Genomic DNA, 20,388 nt, shown 5'->3' with positions numbered 1-20,388 from the left:
TGTTATTAATGGATAATACTTTTCATTAGTTCAAGGATGAATGATGCACAATTTAGCTCAGGAGCCTTCGCTGCAACGAAAGCTTAATGCGCGAATCTTGGGAATGATAACCTTAGGTGGCTCTATTGGAACGGGAATTTTCTTAGCCAGTGGTAGTGCTTTATCTTTAGCGGGACCTGGAGGGACGCTACTTGCCTACCTGGTTATGGGGATTATGGTCTATTTTTTAATGACCGGTCTTGGCGAAATGGCGGCATTTATGCCGACCAGTGGCTCATTCTATGTTTATGCAGCCCGTTTTCTCGATCCTTCTTTAGGATATGCACTTGGGTGGAATTATTGGTATAGCTGTGCCATTTATATTGCTTCAGAAATTTCAGCTTCCGCGTTAATTATGCATTTCTGGTTTCCTGAAAGCCCATCCTATATTTGGTGCTCCATTTTTCTCTTTTTGATCATTGGTTTTAATGCGATATCAACTAAAGCTTTTGGCGAGGTGGAATACTGGCTTTCCTTTATCAAAATTTCTGTGGTGATTCTCTTTATTGTGACCGGATTTTTCCTCGCTTTCGGTTTTGCGGATTATAAAGCTGGCGGTTTTGAAAATTGGCGTATTGGTGATGCCCCATTTCATGGTGGTTGGGTTGGTGTTCTGGGTGCTTTTGTTGCCGCAGGGTTTTCTTTTCAAGGCACGGAATTAATCGGGGTGGCGGCGGGGGAAAGTTCTAATCCTGATAAGACAATACCAAAAGCCGTAAAGATGGTTTTTTGGCGGATCCTCATTTTTTTCATCTTATCCCTGTTTGTTATTAGTCTTTTAATTCCTTATACGGCATCACAATTAGTCAGCTCCGAAGTAGTAATGAGCCCTTTTACCTTAGTGTTCCAACAGTTTAATAAAGCATTCGCCGCAATGATTATGAATGCAGTCATTCTTGTTGCCATTATCTCGACAGCTAATTCGGGTATGTATGTGGGCAGCAGAATGCTCTGGTATCTCGCGAAGGAAGGGCATGTTCCTCGAGTTTTTTCTGTGGTTAATCGAAGAGGAATACCTGTGTATGCTTTAGCATTAACCAGTGCTGTGGCAATGCTGGCTTTTTTATCTTCCTTTTTTGGCAATGGGACGGTTTATTTCTGGTTACTCAATGCAACAAGCCTTTCCGGATTCATTGCATGGATGGGAATAGCCGTTAGCCATTATCGTTTTCGTAAAGCGTACTTACACCAGGGAAAAGATCCGACGAAACTTCCTTACCTGGCAAAAGGGTACCCATTTGGACCCTTGTTTGCTTTTAGTGTATGTATCATTGTGATTGGGGGCCAAAATTACGCTGCGTTTACAATAACGCCTATAGATTGGTATGGAATACTAATTTCTTACTTGAGCTTGCCTTTTTTTCTAATGCTTTGGCTCGGCCATAAATGGATAAAAAGAACCAAAATAATACCATTACAAGAGTGTAAGTTGGACTATGAATAGCTGAGGTGATCTTTTAGTTTTGACATTCTGGTATTTAACATAGAAAACTAGAAAATTGCCTGGCTTGAGCATTAGTATAAATTGTTTAGAGCAAATGTAGCGGTTTAATAAGAGGTGCCTTCCATATAACGATGGGTTTGTATTCTCCAATTTAACAATTATGTCTGCATGCAAATATATTGCAGAGGAAGAAAGTCGATAAATAACTCTCTAACATAAATGAAGAGTAGTTGTATTGAAACAGGTGGAAGTTTAACCTCTCCTGTTGTTTGTTTTATATACAATTAAAAATTGAACTCACCCAATAAACTCTTGTCTGTGTATGAACTTATTGTAACAACAATTTTGTAGGCTTGATGGCGCAACACGGATCAAGCTTATTTATAGACCACATAAAAACATAGTTTGAATCTAACAATTAAAGTCTCATTGATGAGATAACTGAAGTTTCAAGATCAAGGATCCCTTTTTCTCCAAGACACTCCCTTTCTTTATGATATATTTTCACAAGGGACCGATTCTCAAATATTTTAAGATACAAGGATTGTGCTTTTTCTAAATCGACCTCTTTATTAACTAATTCCATTAAGTAATTGATACCGGGGAGATAATTTGATGGGGGGAGAGGTAAATTCGCTTTTCGGCTTTCCTTTAAAGAGTCTTGAAATAAAAAATACTCACTGAAATAACTATAGATGGTAATTAAATCTTTTATCGAAAACATCATCACCAATCTACTTTTTAATAGCATCAAACTGTTTTCTACAGAAGATAATGCTAAATCTTTTAGGGAGAGGCTATTCTTATGAAGAACTTCTTGAATTAATTCTGGCGTAAGACGATTACGATGGTTATATATTATGTTACACAAATCATTGAGCTCTAAATTTCTTAAATTGTGATTTTTTAGTAGCTCCAAAGCTGAATCGAAGTCTGTTGGCGCTTTGGATTTAAGCTCCTCAAATCCATTTCGAAGATTCTCTTGTTGTGAGCCTAAATTAAAAATTCGCAGTTGGGAAAAGTTGTTGTTGTTTTTAATCTGGAGTTTATCTCTCAGCTGCTTTTTAATTGTTTCATTTTCAGCCTGTAGCATCACTTTGAGGGTGGCACTCTTTGAAATAATATCTATACATTCTTTTTTCTCCTGTTTTTCAGCTTCCAATAATATACGATGGATTCCAGGAACTTGAGTTGGAGGTGGAGAAAAACCAGATTGCCGAGCTTGATTTAAAGCATTAATAAACAAGCGATCGTGACGGTGAGCATAGTAAATATGAGCTAGCTCGATGGCGGTGAACTCTAAATAAACTCTGCTTTTCAAAAACAGTAATGTATTTTCGACCGATGCTATTGCCAGAGACTCTAGGGAAAGATGATTTTCGGCAAGAATGCTGTTAAGTTTCTTAAAATCAATTTGCTTGCGATGTTGATAAATAAGATGACCCAACTTTGAAGGATCAATTTCATTGAGATCACATGCCAAAAGTTCTAAAAAGAAACTAAAATGGTGTTGTGCTTTTTGAAGTAATTCATCTCTAAGATGATTTTGGTCATTTGTTTTAATAACACCTTTTTCCTGAAAAAGTCCTGCAAAAAATTCTTTGGAATCTTCGATGTCTTTGATTTGTTCGACTTCTTGATTATCCTCTTTTATCAAAAATTCATCAATTTTTTCTTCTTGATGATTCATGGCCAAGATGCCATTTAGAGTATTTAATCTTTTTTTGGCAGCCGCATTTATCGCTTTGATCTTTGTGTCATAAGCTTCATTCACTTTGGGATGTCCGGCGGGAAAGCCTAGATATTTTTCTGCTTCTTTTAAGCGAGAATCTAAAGCGATAGCCTCCACACGTTTGATCTGAGTCCTTCGGTTGTATTCAACCTCTTCTTCGCTCGATCCGCTATTACTTTCCAAACAATCTTCAATTTGCTGTACATAAGCAATAATTAACTGCTCTGCCTGGCGATATTCTCTATTCTGGATAATTCCGGAAATAACCGCGGTGTGGAGTGGATGGCCTTTATCACTTCTAATTTCGGCAAGAACTTCATTAATTTCATTTTGAGGTGGTTGCTCGTAGTTCAAAAGCAACTGGATCAATCCGGCATCAGCTAGACTCACGGATAACAACCGGAAAAATTCTTTTTTATTCCCATAAGCCATTATCATCTGTCTTATCATTGTAAGTTGTTTTTGACTGTCTTCTGCAGAAGGCTTAGACGAACTAAGAAGTAAATCAAAATATGGGATTTGAGAGTGCAGTTGGACACAAGCTTCTAATTGCTGCATTGTAAGAGAACGACTTCCCCATTCTGTCTGTAAGGATAGGAGCGCTTTATATAAATTAACTCGTGCATAAATGTATTGACGTGTATATTCATTGCATTGGAGTAATGTTTTATTTAAAGTTTCTCTAGGCTTATCGAGATTCAACACAAAGAATCGGGCTTCTCTTTTTCTTAATTCTTCCTCACTAAATACTTCAGTTTTACTGTTATCCCACGGATTGACTAAATGAAAATATACGATTGGACCTGATTCTGTCTGTACAACCTCCAGCCGATGGATCCTAAGAGTATGAACAGAATGTATTTCCCCAGAAGCATCGGGCAAACCATATTTCATATCGACAACAGTAGATGGTGTATATGGGGTAATGGATTCCTTCATTTTTTTTATGTACTCAACTGGAGCAGGGTAAGCATGGGTCCCTAGTAGATGACTCACAAAAACAGCTGCGGCATTCGTACTTTCATATCGATTATTAAAGTTATGAGCTATAGCACTAATATTAGGCTCAGTGCCAAGTGAGCCAGTAAAATAATAAGAGCTCAGATGCTCAATTATCTTTACAGCAAGTGAGTTAGACTGTACTCCATATTTATTGAATTCAATTTGGTTTCTATCAATTCGCTGCAATTCCTCTTTGGGTATTGTAAAAACATCATGTCCTGTTGTCTTATCCTGGGTATAGTGATATTTTGCAGTAATATCGGTCAATACAAGATATTTACTGTAATGATTTCTTGGGAAACGAACAGTAACACTACCATCACTGTTTTCGGTGAACATTTCCTTGATATGCGAACGCCCTCCGGCTACTTCATTTAGGTAGCAATCCAAATGAGCCAGTAAATAACAATCCCCTACTTGCTGTTGGCTAATATATACATACTCATTATTGTTTGGAAATAAAGGGGGCATTTTGTATACCTAATGTTAAAATTTATTAAAAATTTTGTAAGTCCTTTTCAGGAACGTTCCTATAAACCTATTGAAGCACTATTAATTTAAAATATGGATATAAATTAATTCAATAAGGTCAAATTTTAAACACTCAGATGGTGTTTGTATAGATAGTTTTTTGGAAAATTATTTTTTCAAAAATGGAAATAAAAAGAAGCATTATTTACTTTTTAAAAGATAATTATTTGGCACCATTGCAGTTCATGGCCCTCTATCTCTTATTTATAGTTTTTAACAACTAAAAGTGATATTTCAGAACAATGTATTTTCTATTTTCGGTATTCCAACTGGCTCAGATTAATACTTAAAGTTCTCCTCGTCACATTCACTCGCCCACAACCCCGAGGTTAAAGATTTGATTAAGCAAGAGTAGAAGTAGCATTATTAAGCCATGTGATTACACTAAGAACACTTTTGTATGTTAATATAATCAAAGATAAGTAGTATTTGAGTAATAGAGTTTAGCACGATCGAGACCAAAACCCCGATGTGCAACAAAAAAGGTATAGTTGATGGACAGAGCTTCTAATGATCCACTGCATGGCATTACACTAGAGACTATTTTAAATCGTCTTTTGATTCGTTATGGCTGGGAGGGCTTGGCGGAGAGAGTCAAGATAAATTGTTTTTCTACCAACCCTAGCATTAATTCAAGTCTTAAATTCCTACGCAAAACACCATGGGCAAGGACTAAAATTGAAACCCTTTATCGTGATTCCTTAAAAAGTAAAAATTGCGACAATTAAAAATTACTGGAGTAATAAATAATATGACGGATGTTTTCATTAATAAAGAACCTGTTGAACTTTTTAAAATTCTTAAATTTGAAGGTATTGCCTCGAGCGGAGCAGAAGCCAAGGATATGATTGCTACTGGCAATGTCTTAGTAAACGGCATAATAGAAAAACAGAAAAGAAAAAAGATGGTTGCAGGGGATACGATTGAATTGAAAGGTCAGATCTTTCGGCTAAAGTTGATTGACAATTAAACCAGTGGAAGTGCATTGGTTTAAAAAGAGTCTTTGGTTTCTAACTTGATTATTTATAAGCAGCAACGCTCACAAGATAAATCTAATATTACTACCAGCGCACCATCAGGGGTGTTAATTTAATTAATTTCTAATGAAATTGTATTATTTCAGTATCTATATTTTTTAGATGATTAAGCAATGTCAATGCAGCCGATAATGCGATTTTTTCCTCAGGACGAAAATCCATTGCAACCGCAAATCCAATATGATCTTCTTCGGGTAAAGTTAATTCTTTGTTCAAAGTCGGTCTTACTTTATCTATCAGTTTCTGCATTGCCAGATCATCTATCGAGGTGAAATGCGTTTTTCTGTTAGCCAACATCTCGCCCAAAGTTATATGTAGCGCATATTTCAATAAATATAGGGCATCTTCTTGCGCTGGTTCCAGATTATTTAACTGAATAAGACCTGCTTCATTATATAAATGGGTAAATTCATAGAGCCCAGGTGAAAACTCATCATTAAGGATATTCGATTGCTGCTCCTGTCTTGCCTGGCATCTAAAGAAATACAAAACAATATGTTCTCCATCCAGCTCCGTAATTTTGAAACAGCCTTGAAAAATAAAAGGAACGTTCCACACAGCGACTAACAAATGGGTTTCAACTTGAATGCCGGTAAATTTTTTCTCATGTGACATGTTACATCAAATCCCTCGATTTATTTGTTGTTATCATTATAAGCAAAATCAAAGATCTTGGGTCTAAAATTTTAGTATTATTCGCGGTTTTAGCTGAATTTATGATACAACTGGTAGTCAACATGTAGGAAAGTGTTCTAAAAAATTAATATGTCCCCCATGGCGATACCATTTATAGATCTTACTCTTATTTACTTATCCTATACGACTCATTAATATGAAACTATATAGCAGGACTTAAACCTCCCGTATTTCAGAGCGTCGGTACCTGGGTTCAAGAAGGAATTATCAGCAGATCCTACTATAATAACAATTTATTCTGCGGAAGAATTTTTATGCTAAATAAAAACCATGTACCAAATATTGTTATTGTCGGCGGTGGTGCAGGCGGAATGGAGCTGGCGGCGTTGTTTGGAGCTAAGTATGGAAAAGAGGGTAAAGCAGCTATTACGCTGGTTGATTGTTCCCCGACCCATATTTGGAAACCATTATTACATGAGGTTGCCGCAGGGAGCTTATTTACCAATGAAAATGAAATTGACTATCTCGCTTATGCTGCGACCCATCATTTTCATTTCGTTTTAGGGGCACTCGAAGGTCTGAACCGGAGTATAAAAGAAATCTATTTATCTCCGTTTTACAGCCATGACCGGGAAGTACTTCCAAAACGAGCGCTTTCATACGATATATTAATTATTGCAGTTGGAAGTGTTGCTAATGATTTTGGTATCTCCGGGGTACGTGAACATTGTTTGTTTTTAGATAATATTCCGCAGGCAGTTTATTTTCATCGTGAATTATTAAATCACTTCATGCGTCTTTCTCAACAGTCAGAGCAGAGGAAATTTAATCTTGTGGTTGTCGGAGGAGGTGCTACTGGGATTGAATTAATAGCAGAATTAAACAGCTCAATCCACGAAATTATAAATTATGGCATTGGCATTAAACCCGAAATTGTTTCTTTTACGCTCATCGAAGCGGCAAGTAGATTATTGACAGCCCTTCCAGAACAGCTTTCAGAAAAAGTGTTTACTGAATTAACGAGTATGGGTGTCAAAATCTGTGTTAACGAACAAGTTAATGAAGTGACAGAAAAAGGTTTGCATACTAAATCAGGACAATTTATTCCTGCAGATCTTATTGTCTGGACTGCTGGTATTAAAGCTCCAGATTTTTTGAAGCAACTGGATGGTTTGGAAGTAAATCATATCAATCAACTTTTAGTGAAACAAACGCTACAAACAACCTTAGATGATTCTATTTTTGTTTTAGGGGATTGCGCCAGTTGCCCGCAAACTCATTCGGATAAAACTGTGCCGCCGCGCGCGCAAGCAGCGCATCAGCAAGCACAATTTTTGTATAAAAATTTTGATAAATATTTAGAGGGAAAACCCCTTCCTATTTATCATTATCATGATCATGGTTCTTTAGTTACTATGAGTCATCATGTAGTTGGCAATTTGATGGGAAAAATCACTAATAGTTTGATGATAGAGGGAAAATTAGCTCGTTTATTCTATCTATCATTATACAAACAACATCAAATTTCATTATATGGGTGGTGGCGAGTTTTCTTACTCACACTATCGAATGTGTTAAGCCGTAGAGTAAAACCACGACTCAAGTTGCACTAAAGACGCGCTTGATTGGTTGTCTGAAAAGTAATCGGTATTCGGGTTATCCAGTGTACCTCCTCTTTTTTTAATATAAAATTGATAGGAAGCAATAATGTGGGAGCAGAATAAAAAAGGGTATTTAAAACGTCTGTCCAAGATCAAATCCTACCTGAAAAACAATAAGTTTGTTGCTGCATGCGACCTTGTCGCTGTACTTTCTCAGCTCATTCACTCAGGGGATCGGGTATGTATCGAAGGAGATAACCAAAAGCAGGCCAGTTTTTTGGCGATGGCATTGACCCAATTAGATCCTACCAAAGTAAATCATTTACATATGATTCAATCCGCTATTGCCTTATCCGAACATCTCGATATTTTTGAAAAAGGAATAGCAGACCGCATTGATTTTGCGTATTCCGGCCCTCAATCAGTTCGTCTTGCTGAAATGGTGAAAAACAAAAAAATCAACATAGGAAATATTCATACTTATAATGAGCTCTTTGGTAGGTTGGTTGCTGATTTAACACCCAATGTTTGTATGTTGATGGCTGATAAAGCAGATAAACAGGGTAATTTATTTACTGGAGCAAATACAGAAGAAACGCCAGCGCTTATCGAAGCAACTAACTTTAAAAACGGCATAGTTATTGTTCAAGTTAATGAAGTTGTGGAGCAGTTACCGCGAGTTGATATTCCTGGAGATTGGGTTGATGTCATTGTTCAAGGTCCAGAAGCATCTTATATTGAACCACTTTTTACTCGAGATCCCGCACAAATAGATGAAGTGAAAATATTAATGGCCATGATGGTGATCAAAGGGATATATGCACCTTATCAAGTGAATATATTAAATCATGGTGTCGGTTTTAATACCTGTGCCATTGAACTTCTTTTGCCTACCTATGCGGCATCACTGGGGTTAAAAGGAAAAATATGCCAGCATTGGGTTGTTAATCCTTTACCTACCTTAATACCTGCTATTGAAGCAGGATTTGTAAAAACGATTTATCCGTTTGGAGGCGAAGTGGGTATGAATCGCTATGCGGCTGCCCGTCCAGATATCTTTTTTACAGGTAAAGAAGGATGTTTGCGTTCGAATAGGATGTTAGGTCAGTTAGCGGGACATTATGCCTGTGATGTGTTTATCGGTGCAACGTTACAAATGGATCTTGAGGGGAATAGTTCTACAGCGGTTGAAGGTCGTATTGCGGGTTTTGGAGGGGCTCCCAACATGGGTTGTGATGCACCAGGCCGACGTCATTCTTCATATGCTTGGTTAAAAGCAGGACAAGAACGCAGCGAAGCTCTGGCGACCAAAATGCCACGAGGAAGAAAATTGGTGATTCAAATGGTAGAAACATTCCAGAGTTCAACCCAGCCTACATTTGTGGAAAAACTGGATGCTTGGGCTTTGCAAAAATCAATGAATGCTGATTTACCCGCCGTGATGATTTATGGAGACGACGTGAGTCATGTTGTAACCGAAGAGGGTATTGCTAACCTCCTTATGTGTCGAACTCTTGAAGAACGTGAACAAGCGATTCGGGGCATTGCAGGATATACTGAGGTTGGAGTAATGCGGGATAGGAAAAAAGTGGATGAATTGCGTCAGCGAGGAGTTATTAAACGTCCTGAAGATTTAGGAATTAAAACTTCCGATGCAACTCGAGATTTATTGGCAGCCAAGTCAATTCGTGAACTTGTTGATTGTTCGCAGGGACTCTATGAGCCGCCTGTAAAATTTAGAAATTGGTAGGACAAAAAATATGGAAATGATGGAGTTTCGTTTTGCACTTTCTGGAGAACGTTTGCGAGGCAAAAAAACCGTTTGTGGCGTTGTTGGCTCGGGTAATCTAGAAGTTATTATTGAGGAAAATACGAGTTCTGAAACAATATTCACGATTCAGACGGCAATTGAACATTATAAGCCTGTATGGAAAATGGTTATTGGGGATTTTGTCACGCAACATCAACCCATTGGTTTGCACTTTACGCTCAATGATAACGGAGCGACTCCTGCAGTTGTTTTATTACGATTAAGTCAGGCATTGGACGAGTTTCAGGGGAATTGCAAAATAGGTACTAATTATGAAGAGCTTGATGCGCGTGAACGAATTCAGGTTGTTTTTGATGAGGGTTCGTTTACTGAGTGGCTTACCGAGGAAAAGCAATACAGCCCTTATTTAGCTGCTTTAAATTTGCCAGGCGAAGCTGATGACGGTATTGTTATTGGTTCCGCGTTGTTACAAAAAAATAAAGTACTTGTTGCTGCCCAGCAAAAAGATTTCATGGGTGGTGCTGTTGGTGAAATTCATGGAGCAAAACTTACTGGTTTATTCAAAGCTGCGATTACAACCCAAGTTAAGGCCGTGATCCTTCTCATTGATAGCGGAGGCGTGCGTTTGCATGAAGCAAATGCAGGAGAAATAGCAATTTCAGAAATAATTCGCGCTATTTTCGAAGCACGTCATCATGGGATAACCACAATAGGTGTTGTTTGTGGTAAAAACGGTGCTTTTGGCGGTATGGGAATTATTTCTGCGTGTCTGGATTATCTTGTAATTAATGAAGTAGCACGTATTGGCGTATCAGGTCCTGAGGTGATTCAAGCGGTAGCTGGAATTGAAGCGTTCAATTCACAGGATAGGGCATTGGTATGGCGCGTATATGGAGGTAAAACACGTTATTTGCAGGAAATTGCTCAAAGTTATGTGGGCTCTAATGTTGCCGCGATACGTACTAAACTGATTGCTGCTCTTGATAAGAGGGTGCTTTTGGATCTTAATTCCATCAAACAAAAGCATACGCTGTTAAAAAAACGTTTTCAGGAGACTCATGGATACCAGGAAGAGGGGGCTTATCTTAATAAAGTTGCTCCAAAGTATGCTGCAACACTTTTTGATATGAGTGAAGAGGAGTTTTTAAACGCAGCAAAAGAAATAAAAAAGAATCGTAATTAATTGCACCCAGGCTACGAAGTATCACTGCGATAATACAGAAGGAATAAGAAATGGTTGAATTAAAGGATCTTCTCAAACAGATATTTTCTCAGGATGTTACGCTAGAGGAAAATCAATCTGTTATTTATGGGCAAGCGACACTGAATAATCAACTGGTTCATATTCTTGGGATAAAAGAGTCAACTTTTTTGGGGGTAGAGCAAGCGCTGATTATGGCGCAGCACATAATTGACATTCTTGAGACTCAATCAAAAGCTCCTGTTTTGCTTTTAGTCGATGTTGCAGGACAAGAATTAACCATGCGAGATGAATGGTTGGGGATGCAACAATATTTTGGACATTTGCTTGAATGTTTGGAGTGTTTACGCCAACAAGGAAATGCTTTGATATCGCTTGTGTATAATCAAGCATTAGGTGGTGCTTTTATCGCCTATGGGTTAATGGCAGACACCATTTTAGCCTTACCCGATGCAAGCTTAGCCGTAATGTGGCTGGAAGGTATTGCAAAGGTGACCAAAATAGAATTAAGCACCCTTCAAGAGCTTAGTAAGACATTCCCGGTTTTTGCACCTGGTGTGCAAAATTTTTATGAACTTGGTGGGTTGCATGAGATTGTAAGACCATCTGAACTTGCTGCAAAAATTGAATGGGCAATCCATCAGGGCAATACTAAAGATGAGCGTGCACTCTTGGGGAGCAAACGCGAAGGTAGAAAGCTTGCTTATTCGATTATCAATAAAGTAGCCAATCATTTATGAGTCCACAACGACATCATTTAATTTATCTTCACCCTAATGCTGATTTTGCTATAGCGTCATCTCATGAAGAGAAACAAATGATAGAAGAAGAGGTGAGGATCTGGCTTGCAAAAGGTTTTCCTTGTATTTATGCCAAACAAATAGCTCCTCAAGAAACAATAAGTCTTGGATTAACTCTTTTGTTGGCCAATAAAAAGCATCGAGTTGGTTTACGAGTTGCGCCCTCATTAGTACAAAAACAAAAGCCACTTCCTCAACTGAACGAGATGTACGATTTTTTTTTCCGCCATTATGGAGTAAAGGCGTTAAATCGTATTCTTGAGATGTATTTGATTTCTGATATCGCCGTGTACGGCTCATTTTTATTTCACTATTTATCAGGCCACTCCTTTGTTAGTCCTGATTCAGACCTTGATGTACTTCTCAATTACCAAGGATATTCTTTGGTTACTCTGTGTGAGTTCGTTGAGGCATTAACCAAAAAACTTAATCGCCAGATTGATGGAGAGGTGCGTTTTCCTGGTTTTGGCGATATTCCGCTCAAAGAATTACTCAATGTATCTGCAAAAAAGCTGCTGTGTAAGAGTCAGGATAGGGTTACGTTGTTATCAAGAATTGAACTTTATGAACACTATCCACTGTTGTGAAAGAACACTTGCCAAAATGGCAGTTAGAGCGCTTTATTTTGAAGTTAAAGCCTATCCAAAACCCGGTTTGGTCAGTTTTGTGGATGCTGGCGCGCATCATGATATGAATGGTGAAACCTTTTACCGTAGTCTATTTACCTTACGTCATTACTTTTATCAAATTACAAAAAAGGGATTAATTAATGATTCTTTTGATGAATTAAAACAAGTGGCGATTGCTGCGGAGCAGCGGATGCTGGAAAAAACTGGTGGAATCAATACACATCGTGGTGCTATTTTTGCTTTGGGTATAATCTGTATTTCGGTTATGAGGTTGGCCCAGGAAAAGAAACAATTCACTCCATTGGATGTTCATCAGCAAATACTAAAAGATTGGCCCAAATATTTGGCGGACCATGTTGGAAATCCAGAAAGCCACGGTGCATTAGTGCGTCAAAAATATAAGGTTATTGATGCCAAGCAAATAGCGATACAGGGTTATGAGCTTATTTTTCAATTGCTCCCCACCTTTATTTCACTGTTTATTGAGACTCAATCACTGGATATAGTCTGTTTATTTGCTTATTCAGAGCTTTTACTGCATACGGATGATACTAATATTCTTCATAGAAAGGGTAAGTTAGGTTTAGATTATGCGAAAAATAAAGCTGCAGAATTATTAACAATTCAATGCGTGCAGACTCGCCAAAAAAAGGCATTGGAATTACATCAACTTTTTTCCGAGATAGGAATTAGTCCTGGGGGAGTAGCCGATTTAATTAGTGTTTTATTGTTTTTAGGACAATTGTTTTGCGACCAACTACGCGACTATTCTGAGTGTAAAAAATTTTAGAAAATACAACTATACTATGATCAAAAGGTACTGCGTTTCTAGGATATATCTTAAATAGGGAGAAAGTATATGGAACCTAGTAATGGTCTATCACAAGCAGAAATTATATCCATTCTTTCTCGGGCCACTATTTTTACAGGTATTGGCCTAATTGAACAAAAAATGCTTGCTGATAAATGTGTTATTGCGAACTATAGACCCGAAGAGCTCGTCATAGAACAAGGGGAAATAGGGGATAAGTTATATATTATTATTCGAGGTACTGTCCAAGTTTCTATAAAAACCCAATCTATGGGGTGGAAACGCATTAATACTTTGGGTGCAGGCGATGTGTTCGGGGAAATTGCGATTTTACGTAATATTCGCAGAACGGCGCGTATTAGCACCATAACTGCGTGTCAGTTTCTTACGATTAATGCTAGGGATTTTTTGGCAGTCTATCAATATTTCCCTGCGCGAGCACGAGATAATATTCAGTTAGTTGTGGCCAAGCGACTACAGGAAAGTGGGGCTCATGTGCGTTTGTAAATAGTCATAGTTTGTATTTGAGCTTTTCGCGCCAATTTATTTTTGTAATGCAGCAATGGAGTTTTGCAAACAAACAAGTGACCGCACAAGATATTGATTAAAATGAATTGCAAGTTCCGGAAATAAAATGGAAGCGAATTTTATTAATATTATTTTAGGGTTTATAGAAGGATTTTGTTTAATTATTTCTCCTTGTATTTTACCTATTCTACCTATTTTTTTAGCAGGTTCACTCTCTGGATCCAAAAAACGCCCCATAGGGATTATTGTTGGTTTTACCTTGTTTTTTTCCATATTAGTGTTCTTTTCTCATCAATTAGTGCGTTATTTAGATGTTGATTTTAACTTAGTTCGAGAGATTGGTTATGCCATTTTGCTTTTTTTAGGCCTTATCATGATCTCAAATTATTTAACAGAGAAATTTGGCAAAATAACACAAGGACTCACCCGAATAGGTAGTTTTTTTTCCACTGCCCATAAACCAGAAGGAGGTTTTTGGAATGGACTTTTTTTAGGAGGGATCATTGCTCTTATTTGGACGCCTTGTGCAGGTCCAATTCTGGCTGCGATTATTGTGCAAACAGCATTACAGGAAACAACAATAATTACTTTCTTGACGCTGCTCGCATTTGCTCTTGGCGCTGCAATTCCTATGTTTATTATTTCCCTATATGGGAAAAAATTAATTAATACGTTCACTTTTTTTAAAACAAGAGCCACCCTCTTTCGTAAATTTTTAGGAGGGATAATTATTGCGAGTGTGGTGTACATGATTTACTTTGAAGGAGAGGTTGTTTCATCTTCAGTGACTCCTCAAACAGGAATTAAAACGTCAAACGCTCTCATCAATGGTTTATGGTTTACTTATCCAGCACCACCAATACAAGGTATCGACGCATGGATTAATTCGCCTCCTTTACACCTAGATGATTTGCATGGAAAAGTAGTTTTAATCGATTTTTGGACTTATTCATGCATCAATTGTTTGCGCACGATCCCTTACATCAAAGATTGGTATGATCGTTATCATGATAAAGGTTTGGTTATTATTGGTATCCACACACCGGAGTTTGATTTTGAAAAAAACTTAGATAATGTCAAAGCTGCGGTGAAGCGATATGGAATTGCTTATCCTGTAGCACTCGATAATCAATTTGTAACCTGGAGGAATTATCAAAATCACTACTGGCCTGCGCATTATTTAATTAACAAAAAAGGTTATGTGGTTTACAAACATTTTGGTGAAGGTGAATATGATGTTATGGAGAATAACATCCGCTTTTTATTGGGAGTTAAGGATCTAAGCACTTTAAAATCTTTAAAAGGTATTTCATTCAACTTAACCCAAACGCCAGAAACCTATTTGGGGTATGCAAAAGCTGATTCCAATTACAGTCCAGAGCTTATAAAAGATAAAACCACCCAATACCATTTTTCCGAAAAATTATCGTCTAATGCATGGAGCTTGGATGGATTATGGCAGGTTAATGCAGAGAACATTGTCTCTGCAGAAGCAAATGCTGCTATAAAAATACACTTTAATGCCCGCAAAGTTTATGCGGTTATGGGAACTAATACAGCAAATCCCATCACGGTTAAGGTGATTCTCACTGACCAACAATCAGGAAAAAAATTACAAGAACATACGATCGTGGTCGATAAATATTCCATTTATGAGTTAATTTCGCAAAAACAATTCACTAATGGATATTTACAAATTATTGCTCTCGATCCTGGTGTTAAAGTATACACGTTTACCTTTGGAAGTTGATCGTTAACTCTTTGTGAATGAACCGTTCTGTTTCGCTGGGATCATTATCAGGTCTGGTTGCCTTCTTTTTTTCATCCTGGAAGAACGATAGCATTTTTTTGAATCGTGACTCCGTTGGTTTTGCCGCAGCTTCTAGAGTTATTTCACTATCTTTGATTACTTGAGGTTTGAACTCGGCAGATTTCTTTTTAAGTTCCAAAAACTCGTTTACTTTAAATAGGTGTTTAAACAAGGAGGTTACTTCTTTATCCTTGACTATTTGTTTTAATAACATGCCTAAATCAATAAAAATTTGTCCATTGATAAAAATAGCAACCTCTGGGTTAATTGCATCTTCAATGTATTTTTGCGTGTACCCAGAATCGTTCCAGCCCCCAATTGCTCGGATTAACGATGGTTTTCTTAATGCAAATGAAAGGCTATCGATCAATGCATTACGAAGTCGTTCTGCATTGCCTATCGGGAGCTCAACAATTAAAGTTTTACCATATCCCCCTGATGTGCTCGTTATTTTAATATTAAATTTTTTATGAAGGATACTAAAGGCCTTCAAATACAACAGTACGTTATCTGCTTTTACTAGTTCTCTTTTAGAGGCTGTAGAATCTGGGGTCTCGATATCCATATCACCAGGAATTTTTGTTAGGAGACTTGCGAAATTAAAAGCCCCAATATAAAAAAAATGACATGTTCCACCGCCTAAAACATGCTCATATTTCGCTGGCTCTAATGTATCATTAAGACTAAGCAGGCTTACTTGTAAGAGTGGCCAGCCTGAATTGTAATTACGTAGTAATTGTGGGATTTTGTTCTTATCAGTTTGAGTCTTATTATATTGACTCAAAATGGGAGCCTGTTCCTCTTCTGAAAAGGAATGGATGGGCATAGTATTCCCCTTAAATATAATGAGTGGTTGGGTAAAATAATTACGAATCTTTTGTTCTTTTATTTTTTGATAATAGAAAGAATTTTTTTCACTTCAGCAACGACTTTTCCGTCTTCATCAGTTATAGGAACAATAAATTCCGAGTCAATTTTTTTCGCTTCATTGACTTCAAGCCGAATGTTTTCAACCTGTTCAGTAGATAGTTTGAATTGCGCATAAAGAGTACCTTTAGCAGGGATTTTATAGCGGATGGACGCTGATTTATCCCAAACAACATACCCCTTTCCTAATAAATTCATTAACATCAACATATAAAAAGGATCGGTCATAGAGTACATGGAGCCACCATAATGTGTTCCCACATAATTTTTGTTCCAAAAACGCATTTTCATCTGAACGACAATCTGAGTGCCATCAGAATGAAAATTTTTTACACTGATTCCAGCACCCCAAAAAGGTGGCCAAAAACGCATCAGTCTTAATAGTGTTGAAAACTTCATTGGATTATTCCAGTTACAGGACTTACGTCCTGAGTTAAATGGCTGCTTACAGAATCTCTATTTTTCATTTTAAGTCAATTTCAGTCAATAAATATTATATACTTCGTGTTCTTAACTCGATTTATCAAGGTTTTTATTTTTATGGGACGTTTTTTTATAAAAGAATTATTTGTGCTGACTGCGATACTCCCTTTTGCAGCAAATGGTCAAAATAAAAACTCTTATCTTCCTCCTGTTTTCACTGAAAATAACCGACTTACAAAAATTCAGGTGGAATTTCCTGTCATTGATGAAATGTACAAGAAATATGCAGAAAAAAATCATGTTCCTGGTTATGCTTATGGGATTATTCTCGATGGAAAGCTAGTACATACTGGGAGTGGTGGTTATATCGATATCGCGAAAAAAATTCCTGCTACTCCTCAATCGATGTTTCGCATTGCATCGATGACCAAAAGCTTTACGGCCATGGCTATTTTAAAACTTCGTGATGAGGGTAAATTAAGATTGGATGACCCTGCCTCTCTTTATATTCCTGAATTAAAAAATCAAAAATTAACTCAAGATGCACCAGAGATTACCATTCGTGATCTCTTAACTCATGCAGCTGGATTTCCTGAAGACAATCCTTGGGGTGATAGGAATCTGAGTAAGACGGATGAAGAATTAACTGCATTAGTAAACCAAGGTCTTTCTTTATCTAATGCCTCCGGCACATCATTTGAATACAGCAATCTCGGATTTGCGCTCTTAGGTTTGATTGTTAAAAAAGTATCAGGGGTTTCTTATCAGGAATATATTGCTGCAAATATTTGGCAACCTTTAGGAATGAAGAATGCAGCATGGGAGTTTGCTCAAGTTCCAGCAAATCAATTAGCCCATGGTTATCGATGGGATAATGGACATTGGATGGAGGAGTCTTTATTACATGATGGCAGTTATGCTTCCATGGGAGGTATGATTGCTTCGATTGAATCATTTAGTCGTTATGCTGCCTTACATCAATTTGCATGGCCTCCACGTGATGATGGAGAAACTGGACTGATTAAAAGAAGTTCTATACGTGAAATGCATCAACCTTGGCGACTTTATGCGGTGAATGCAACGAATAAGGTAAATGGTACGAAATGCCCCACAATTAACGCATATGGCTATGGATTAAGATGGGCTAAAGATTGTCATGACAAAGTATCAGTAGGACATAGCGGTGGGTTACCTGGTTTTGGTAGTAATTGGTTCATATTGCCTGAATATGGGGTAGGAGTGATTTTATTTACGAATGTGACTTATGCGGCTGCGGACGAAGTCAACATGAAAGTCGTTAATAAGCTCATTAAAGAAGCGCAACTTACACCCAGAACGTTGCCTCCTTCACAAATTTTGAATGAAAGACAAAAAGCATTAATGAAACTCTTACCTGAATGGAACGATGCAAAAACAAGTGGATTGTTCGCAGTGAATTTTTTTCTGGATTCATCAGTTGCTTCGTTGCGAAAAAACACTCAGGATCTTTTTGCCAAGGCAGGTAAAATTCTTAAAGTGGGTACTGTGGTCCCAGAGAATCAACTACGCGGGTATTTTATTATTCAAGGAGAAAAAGCAAATCTTAAAATAAGCTTCACATTATCACCAGAAAATCCTGCACTCATTCAGCATTATGAAATAGAGCAAAAAATATAAGTGCATAACTCTAGGTGGAGCAAACCAACGTTTTCCTGACATCAGCTGCTTCTGGGTGCGGCTGTGCCTTTACCCAGGTAATTAGTTATTTTAAATAATACTTTGTGCTGATACGGCTTTTTCACAAAGTACACGTAACGTTGTAGCGATTTGTTTTAATTGATTACCATGTAAATGGTATGCTTTTCCTAATTGAATGGGATCGGTGAAACTTAACCATACCTGTCCACTTTGATCTTCTGTTGCCATTATCCGCAAGGGTAAATCAAGTGCAACTGCTGCATTCTCTTGCATCAAGGGTGTTCCTTTTTCAGGATTGCCTATAATAAGTACCTCTGTAGGGGGGAGTGATTGATTCACCTTTTGAGCTTCACTACTATGATCAATATGAGCAAATATTTTTCCCCCTTTTTGGGTGATCATGTCAGTGATTCGTTCTATGGTTTGAGAGACTGAATAAGGACTTTGCAGTGTTTCGGAGCCTACCCCTTCTGGTGCCGCCAGTCTAATATCAAAAGCGGCTGCAATTTTACGGGCTAAGATATCCAAATCAAATAAATTCTCTTTATTGGCTAAAAGAGTGACACACAAAAGTTCATCTGGGGCAGTAAAACGGCTTAAAAAAGCAGAAAAACCAGGAATGTTACCCTTTATTTCCATTAAGCCCGGATGACCTGGGAATAACCAGCTCGCATTTCCAGGGATGACTGTTTTATTATTTAAAGTAATACTATGGTATAGAAAATCTCTATTTTCGGCTTCTTTGACTAAAATAGATCCCGCCAGACTGATATCCCATATGCTGATATCTTCGGCGGAAGCAATGATGCCACTATGTGCAAAAGTAGTTGCCCAAGTAAGCTCTGGAGCTGCTTTATTATCTGCTTTATAACCCACAGCAACTTCTGTAGGGTCTATGTAAGAGGGGTTATGTAAAAACTCGCTGTGCTTAAAAGGCGTACTCCCATTATGAACTTCATTATCGATTGAGGATGTATTTTTGATAAACGATGTGCATTTCAAACCAACCCGCTCAATTTGATTTTTGGTAACATAAGCTTCATAACTCATGCCACTGATGTTCTCAATAATAATTCCCAGTAAATAATAATTTGAGGCACTGGGTTGCATTTTGGTGCCTGAAGTAAATAATAAATTGGGATCTTTAATTAAATTAAAAATCTCCTCGGGATGATAATCTTTATGAAAAGAAAAACCCTCGCATTCTGAATAATCAGGTATTCCCGAACTGTGAGTTAATAATTGTCTAATGGTAACCCCTTGCCATGCTTGAGGTAAGGACGATATGGAAGCAGAAATCGAGTCATCTAACTGCAGTTTTCCATCTTCTATTAATTGCATTATAGCTACCGCAGTAAATGCATGTGTTAATTGCCCCACAGGAAAGAGAGTGCGAGTAGAGACGAGACGCTTTTTTTCTGTATCCGCTAATCCATAGCCAATGACTCGGGTAATATAAGGTGCTTGAACAATTGCCAAAGACATTCCAGGAATGTTATTTTCTTCCATATATTCAATTATGAGATTATCTACAGATCGACCTTGATACAGTGTATGAAAATCGCCGCGGCCACTACTAGAATGAGTATTCATTATTAATTCCTTTCCTCTATGCCACAAACTATTTTTAGTATAGATGAGGATTTAGGAGTTGTAACTTCTCATTATGAGTTGATGTTTAAAGTAAACTTACTATATTAAATAAACAGAGCGGAGATTTAATGATTTTTTCTCAGATAGCTAGGTTAATAATGCAGAAACGCATTGTTAATTCATTTTCTATTTGATT

General features: G+C 37.5%; 17 protein-coding genes. 12 read left to right on the top strand and 5 right to left on the bottom strand.

Annotated features, from left to right (window positions below; all coding sequences use genetic code 11):
* The first annotated feature begins 40 nt into the window (after positions 1-40).
* Positions 41-1,483, top strand: a complete 1,443-nt coding sequence (locus ACWTEW_RS12590; protein ID WP_454781979.1) for an amino acid permease — start codon at positions 41-43, stop codon at positions 1,481-1,483.
* Between the two features lie 418 nt (positions 1,484-1,901).
* On the opposite strand, the gene ACWTEW_RS12585 is transcribed toward ACWTEW_RS12590, so the two are convergent.
* Positions 1,902-4,688 carry a hypothetical protein gene (locus tag ACWTEW_RS12585; RefSeq protein WP_454781978.1) on the bottom strand — a complete coding sequence of 929 codons (2,787 nt, stop codon included), beginning with the start codon at positions 4,686-4,688 and terminating at the stop codon, positions 1,902-1,904.
* A 554-nt stretch (positions 4,689-5,242) separates the two neighbouring features.
* Between ACWTEW_RS12585 and ACWTEW_RS12580 the strand changes: the two genes are divergently transcribed.
* Together ACWTEW_RS12580 and ACWTEW_RS12575 are read left to right on the top strand one after the other, a co-directional pair.
* On the top strand, positions 5,243-5,476 hold the full coding sequence (locus ACWTEW_RS12580; protein WP_454781977.1) for a VF530 family protein: 234 nt from the start codon (positions 5,243-5,245) through the stop codon (positions 5,474-5,476).
* On the top strand, positions 5,464-5,718 hold the full coding sequence (locus ACWTEW_RS12575; RefSeq protein WP_454781976.1) for an RNA-binding S4 domain-containing protein: 255 nt from the start codon (positions 5,464-5,466) through the stop codon (positions 5,716-5,718). The genes ACWTEW_RS12580 and ACWTEW_RS12575 overlap by 13 nt, the downstream gene beginning before the upstream one ends.
* 130 nt (positions 5,719-5,848) lie before the next feature.
* On the opposite strand, the gene ACWTEW_RS12570 is transcribed toward ACWTEW_RS12575, so the two are convergent.
* Positions 5,849-6,400, bottom strand: coding sequence for a hypothetical protein (locus ACWTEW_RS12570; RefSeq protein ID WP_454781975.1), 552 nt, complete (start codon positions 6,398-6,400; stop codon positions 5,849-5,851).
* 335 nt (positions 6,401-6,735) lie between these two features.
* Between ACWTEW_RS12570 and ACWTEW_RS12565 the strand changes: the two genes are divergently transcribed.
* From ACWTEW_RS12565 to ACWTEW_RS12530, 8 genes are all read left to right on the top strand, one after another.
* Positions 6,736-8,034: an NAD(P)/FAD-dependent oxidoreductase gene (locus ACWTEW_RS12565; protein ID WP_454781974.1), complete on the top strand. Its 1,299-nt coding sequence runs from the start codon at positions 6,736-6,738 to the stop codon at positions 8,032-8,034.
* 94 nt (positions 8,035-8,128) lie between these two features.
* A complete protein-coding gene (gene mdcA, locus ACWTEW_RS12560) occupies positions 8,129-9,772 on the top strand; it encodes a malonate decarboxylase subunit alpha (protein WP_454781973.1) in 1,644 nt (547 codons plus the stop codon).
* Positions 9,773-9,782: 10 nt separating this feature from the next.
* Complete coding sequence (locus tag ACWTEW_RS12555) at positions 9,783-10,976, top strand: biotin-independent malonate decarboxylase subunit beta (RefSeq protein WP_454781972.1); 1,194 nt, start codon at positions 9,783-9,785, stop codon at positions 10,974-10,976.
* 50 nt (positions 10,977-11,026) lie between these two features.
* Positions 11,027-11,734: a biotin-independent malonate decarboxylase subunit gamma gene (locus tag ACWTEW_RS12550; RefSeq protein ID WP_454781971.1), complete on the top strand. Its 708-nt coding sequence runs from the start codon at positions 11,027-11,029 to the stop codon at positions 11,732-11,734.
* Entirely contained in the window at positions 11,731-12,381 is a 651-nt protein-coding gene (gene mdcG / locus ACWTEW_RS12545) for a malonate decarboxylase holo-[acyl-carrier-protein] synthase (protein WP_454781970.1), read from the top strand. Before ACWTEW_RS12550 ends, mdcG begins: the two co-directional genes overlap by 4 nt.
* Positions 12,359-13,213, top strand: coding sequence for a triphosphoribosyl-dephospho-CoA synthase (locus ACWTEW_RS12540; protein WP_454781969.1), 855 nt, complete (start codon positions 12,359-12,361; stop codon positions 13,211-13,213). Before mdcG ends, ACWTEW_RS12540 begins: the two co-directional genes overlap by 23 nt.
* 69 nt (positions 13,214-13,282) lie before the next feature.
* Complete coding sequence (locus tag ACWTEW_RS12535; protein ID WP_454781968.1) at positions 13,283-13,741, top strand: cyclic nucleotide-binding domain-containing protein; 459 nt, start codon at positions 13,283-13,285, stop codon at positions 13,739-13,741.
* A gap of 127 nt (positions 13,742-13,868) precedes the next feature.
* Positions 13,869-15,512, top strand: a complete 1,644-nt coding sequence (locus ACWTEW_RS12530) for a cytochrome c biogenesis protein DipZ (RefSeq protein ID WP_483099566.1) — start codon at positions 13,869-13,871, stop codon at positions 15,510-15,512.
* Here ACWTEW_RS12530 and ACWTEW_RS12525 read toward each other — a convergent pair.
* Positions 15,496-16,398 (bottom strand): hypothetical protein, encoded by a 903-nt coding sequence (locus ACWTEW_RS12525; RefSeq protein ID WP_454781967.1) that lies wholly within the window; start codon positions 16,396-16,398, stop codon positions 15,496-15,498. The genes ACWTEW_RS12530 and ACWTEW_RS12525 overlap by 17 nt on opposite strands.
* A gap of 59 nt (positions 16,399-16,457) precedes the next feature.
* Entirely contained in the window at positions 16,458-16,898 is a 441-nt protein-coding gene (locus tag ACWTEW_RS12520; protein ID WP_454781966.1) for a DUF4442 domain-containing protein, read from the bottom strand.
* 141 nt (positions 16,899-17,039) lie between these two features.
* On the opposite strand from ACWTEW_RS12520, the gene ACWTEW_RS12515 reads away from it, so the two are divergent.
* Complete coding sequence (locus ACWTEW_RS12515; RefSeq protein ID WP_454781965.1) at positions 17,040-18,578, top strand: serine hydrolase domain-containing protein; 1,539 nt, start codon at positions 17,040-17,042, stop codon at positions 18,576-18,578.
* A gap of 90 nt (positions 18,579-18,668) precedes the next feature.
* On the opposite strand, the gene ACWTEW_RS12510 is transcribed toward ACWTEW_RS12515, so the two are convergent.
* Entirely contained in the window at positions 18,669-20,192 is a 1,524-nt protein-coding gene (locus tag ACWTEW_RS12510; protein ID WP_454781964.1) for a serine hydrolase, read from the bottom strand.
* Positions 20,193-20,388: the final 196 nt, after the last annotated feature.

The sequence above is a fragment of the Legionella stuttgartensis genome (assembly GCF_977063405.2).
This window is presented reverse-complemented; position numbering and strand designations above follow the sequence as displayed.

What these genes read in the sequence shown, in the direction of transcription:
- mdcG (WP_454781970.1), top strand. Translation starts at nt 11,731, where the DNA reads ATGAGTCCACAACGACATCATTTAATTTATCTTCACCCTAATGCTGAT.
- ACWTEW_RS12515 (WP_454781965.1), top strand. Translation starts at nt 17,040, where the DNA reads ATGGGACGTTTTTTTATAAAAGAATTATTTGTGCTGACTGCGATACTC.
- ACWTEW_RS12510 (WP_454781964.1), bottom strand. Translation starts at nt 20,192, where the DNA reads ATGAATACTCATTCTAGTAGTGGCCGCGGCGATTTTCATACACTGTAT.
- ACWTEW_RS12580 (WP_454781977.1), top strand. Translation starts at nt 5,243, where the DNA reads ATGGACAGAGCTTCTAATGATCCACTGCATGGCATTACACTAGAGACT.
- ACWTEW_RS12555 (WP_454781972.1), top strand. Translation starts at nt 9,783, where the DNA reads ATGGAAATGATGGAGTTTCGTTTTGCACTTTCTGGAGAACGTTTGCGA.
- ACWTEW_RS12585 (WP_454781978.1), bottom strand. Translation starts at nt 4,688, where the DNA reads ATGCCCCCTTTATTTCCAAACAATAATGAGTATGTATATATTAGCCAA.
- ACWTEW_RS12530 (WP_483099566.1), top strand. Translation starts at nt 13,869, where the DNA reads ATGGAAGCGAATTTTATTAATATTATTTTAGGGTTTATAGAAGGATTT.
- mdcA (WP_454781973.1), top strand. Translation starts at nt 8,129, where the DNA reads ATGTGGGAGCAGAATAAAAAAGGGTATTTAAAACGTCTGTCCAAGATC.
- ACWTEW_RS12520 (WP_454781966.1), bottom strand. Translation starts at nt 16,898, where the DNA reads ATGAAGTTTTCAACACTATTAAGACTGATGCGTTTTTGGCCACCTTTT.
- ACWTEW_RS12525 (WP_454781967.1), bottom strand. Translation starts at nt 16,398, where the DNA reads ATGCCCATCCATTCCTTTTCAGAAGAGGAACAGGCTCCCATTTTGAGT.
- ACWTEW_RS12590 (WP_454781979.1), top strand. Translation starts at nt 41, where the DNA reads ATGATGCACAATTTAGCTCAGGAGCCTTCGCTGCAACGAAAGCTTAAT.
- ACWTEW_RS12565 (WP_454781974.1), top strand. Translation starts at nt 6,736, where the DNA reads ATGCTAAATAAAAACCATGTACCAAATATTGTTATTGTCGGCGGTGGT.
- ACWTEW_RS12540 (WP_454781969.1), top strand. Translation starts at nt 12,359, where the DNA reads ATGAACACTATCCACTGTTGTGAAAGAACACTTGCCAAAATGGCAGTT.
- ACWTEW_RS12535 (WP_454781968.1), top strand. Translation starts at nt 13,283, where the DNA reads ATGGAACCTAGTAATGGTCTATCACAAGCAGAAATTATATCCATTCTT.
- ACWTEW_RS12550 (WP_454781971.1), top strand. Translation starts at nt 11,027, where the DNA reads ATGGTTGAATTAAAGGATCTTCTCAAACAGATATTTTCTCAGGATGTT.
- ACWTEW_RS12570 (WP_454781975.1), bottom strand. Translation starts at nt 6,400, where the DNA reads ATGTCACATGAGAAAAAATTTACCGGCATTCAAGTTGAAACCCATTTG.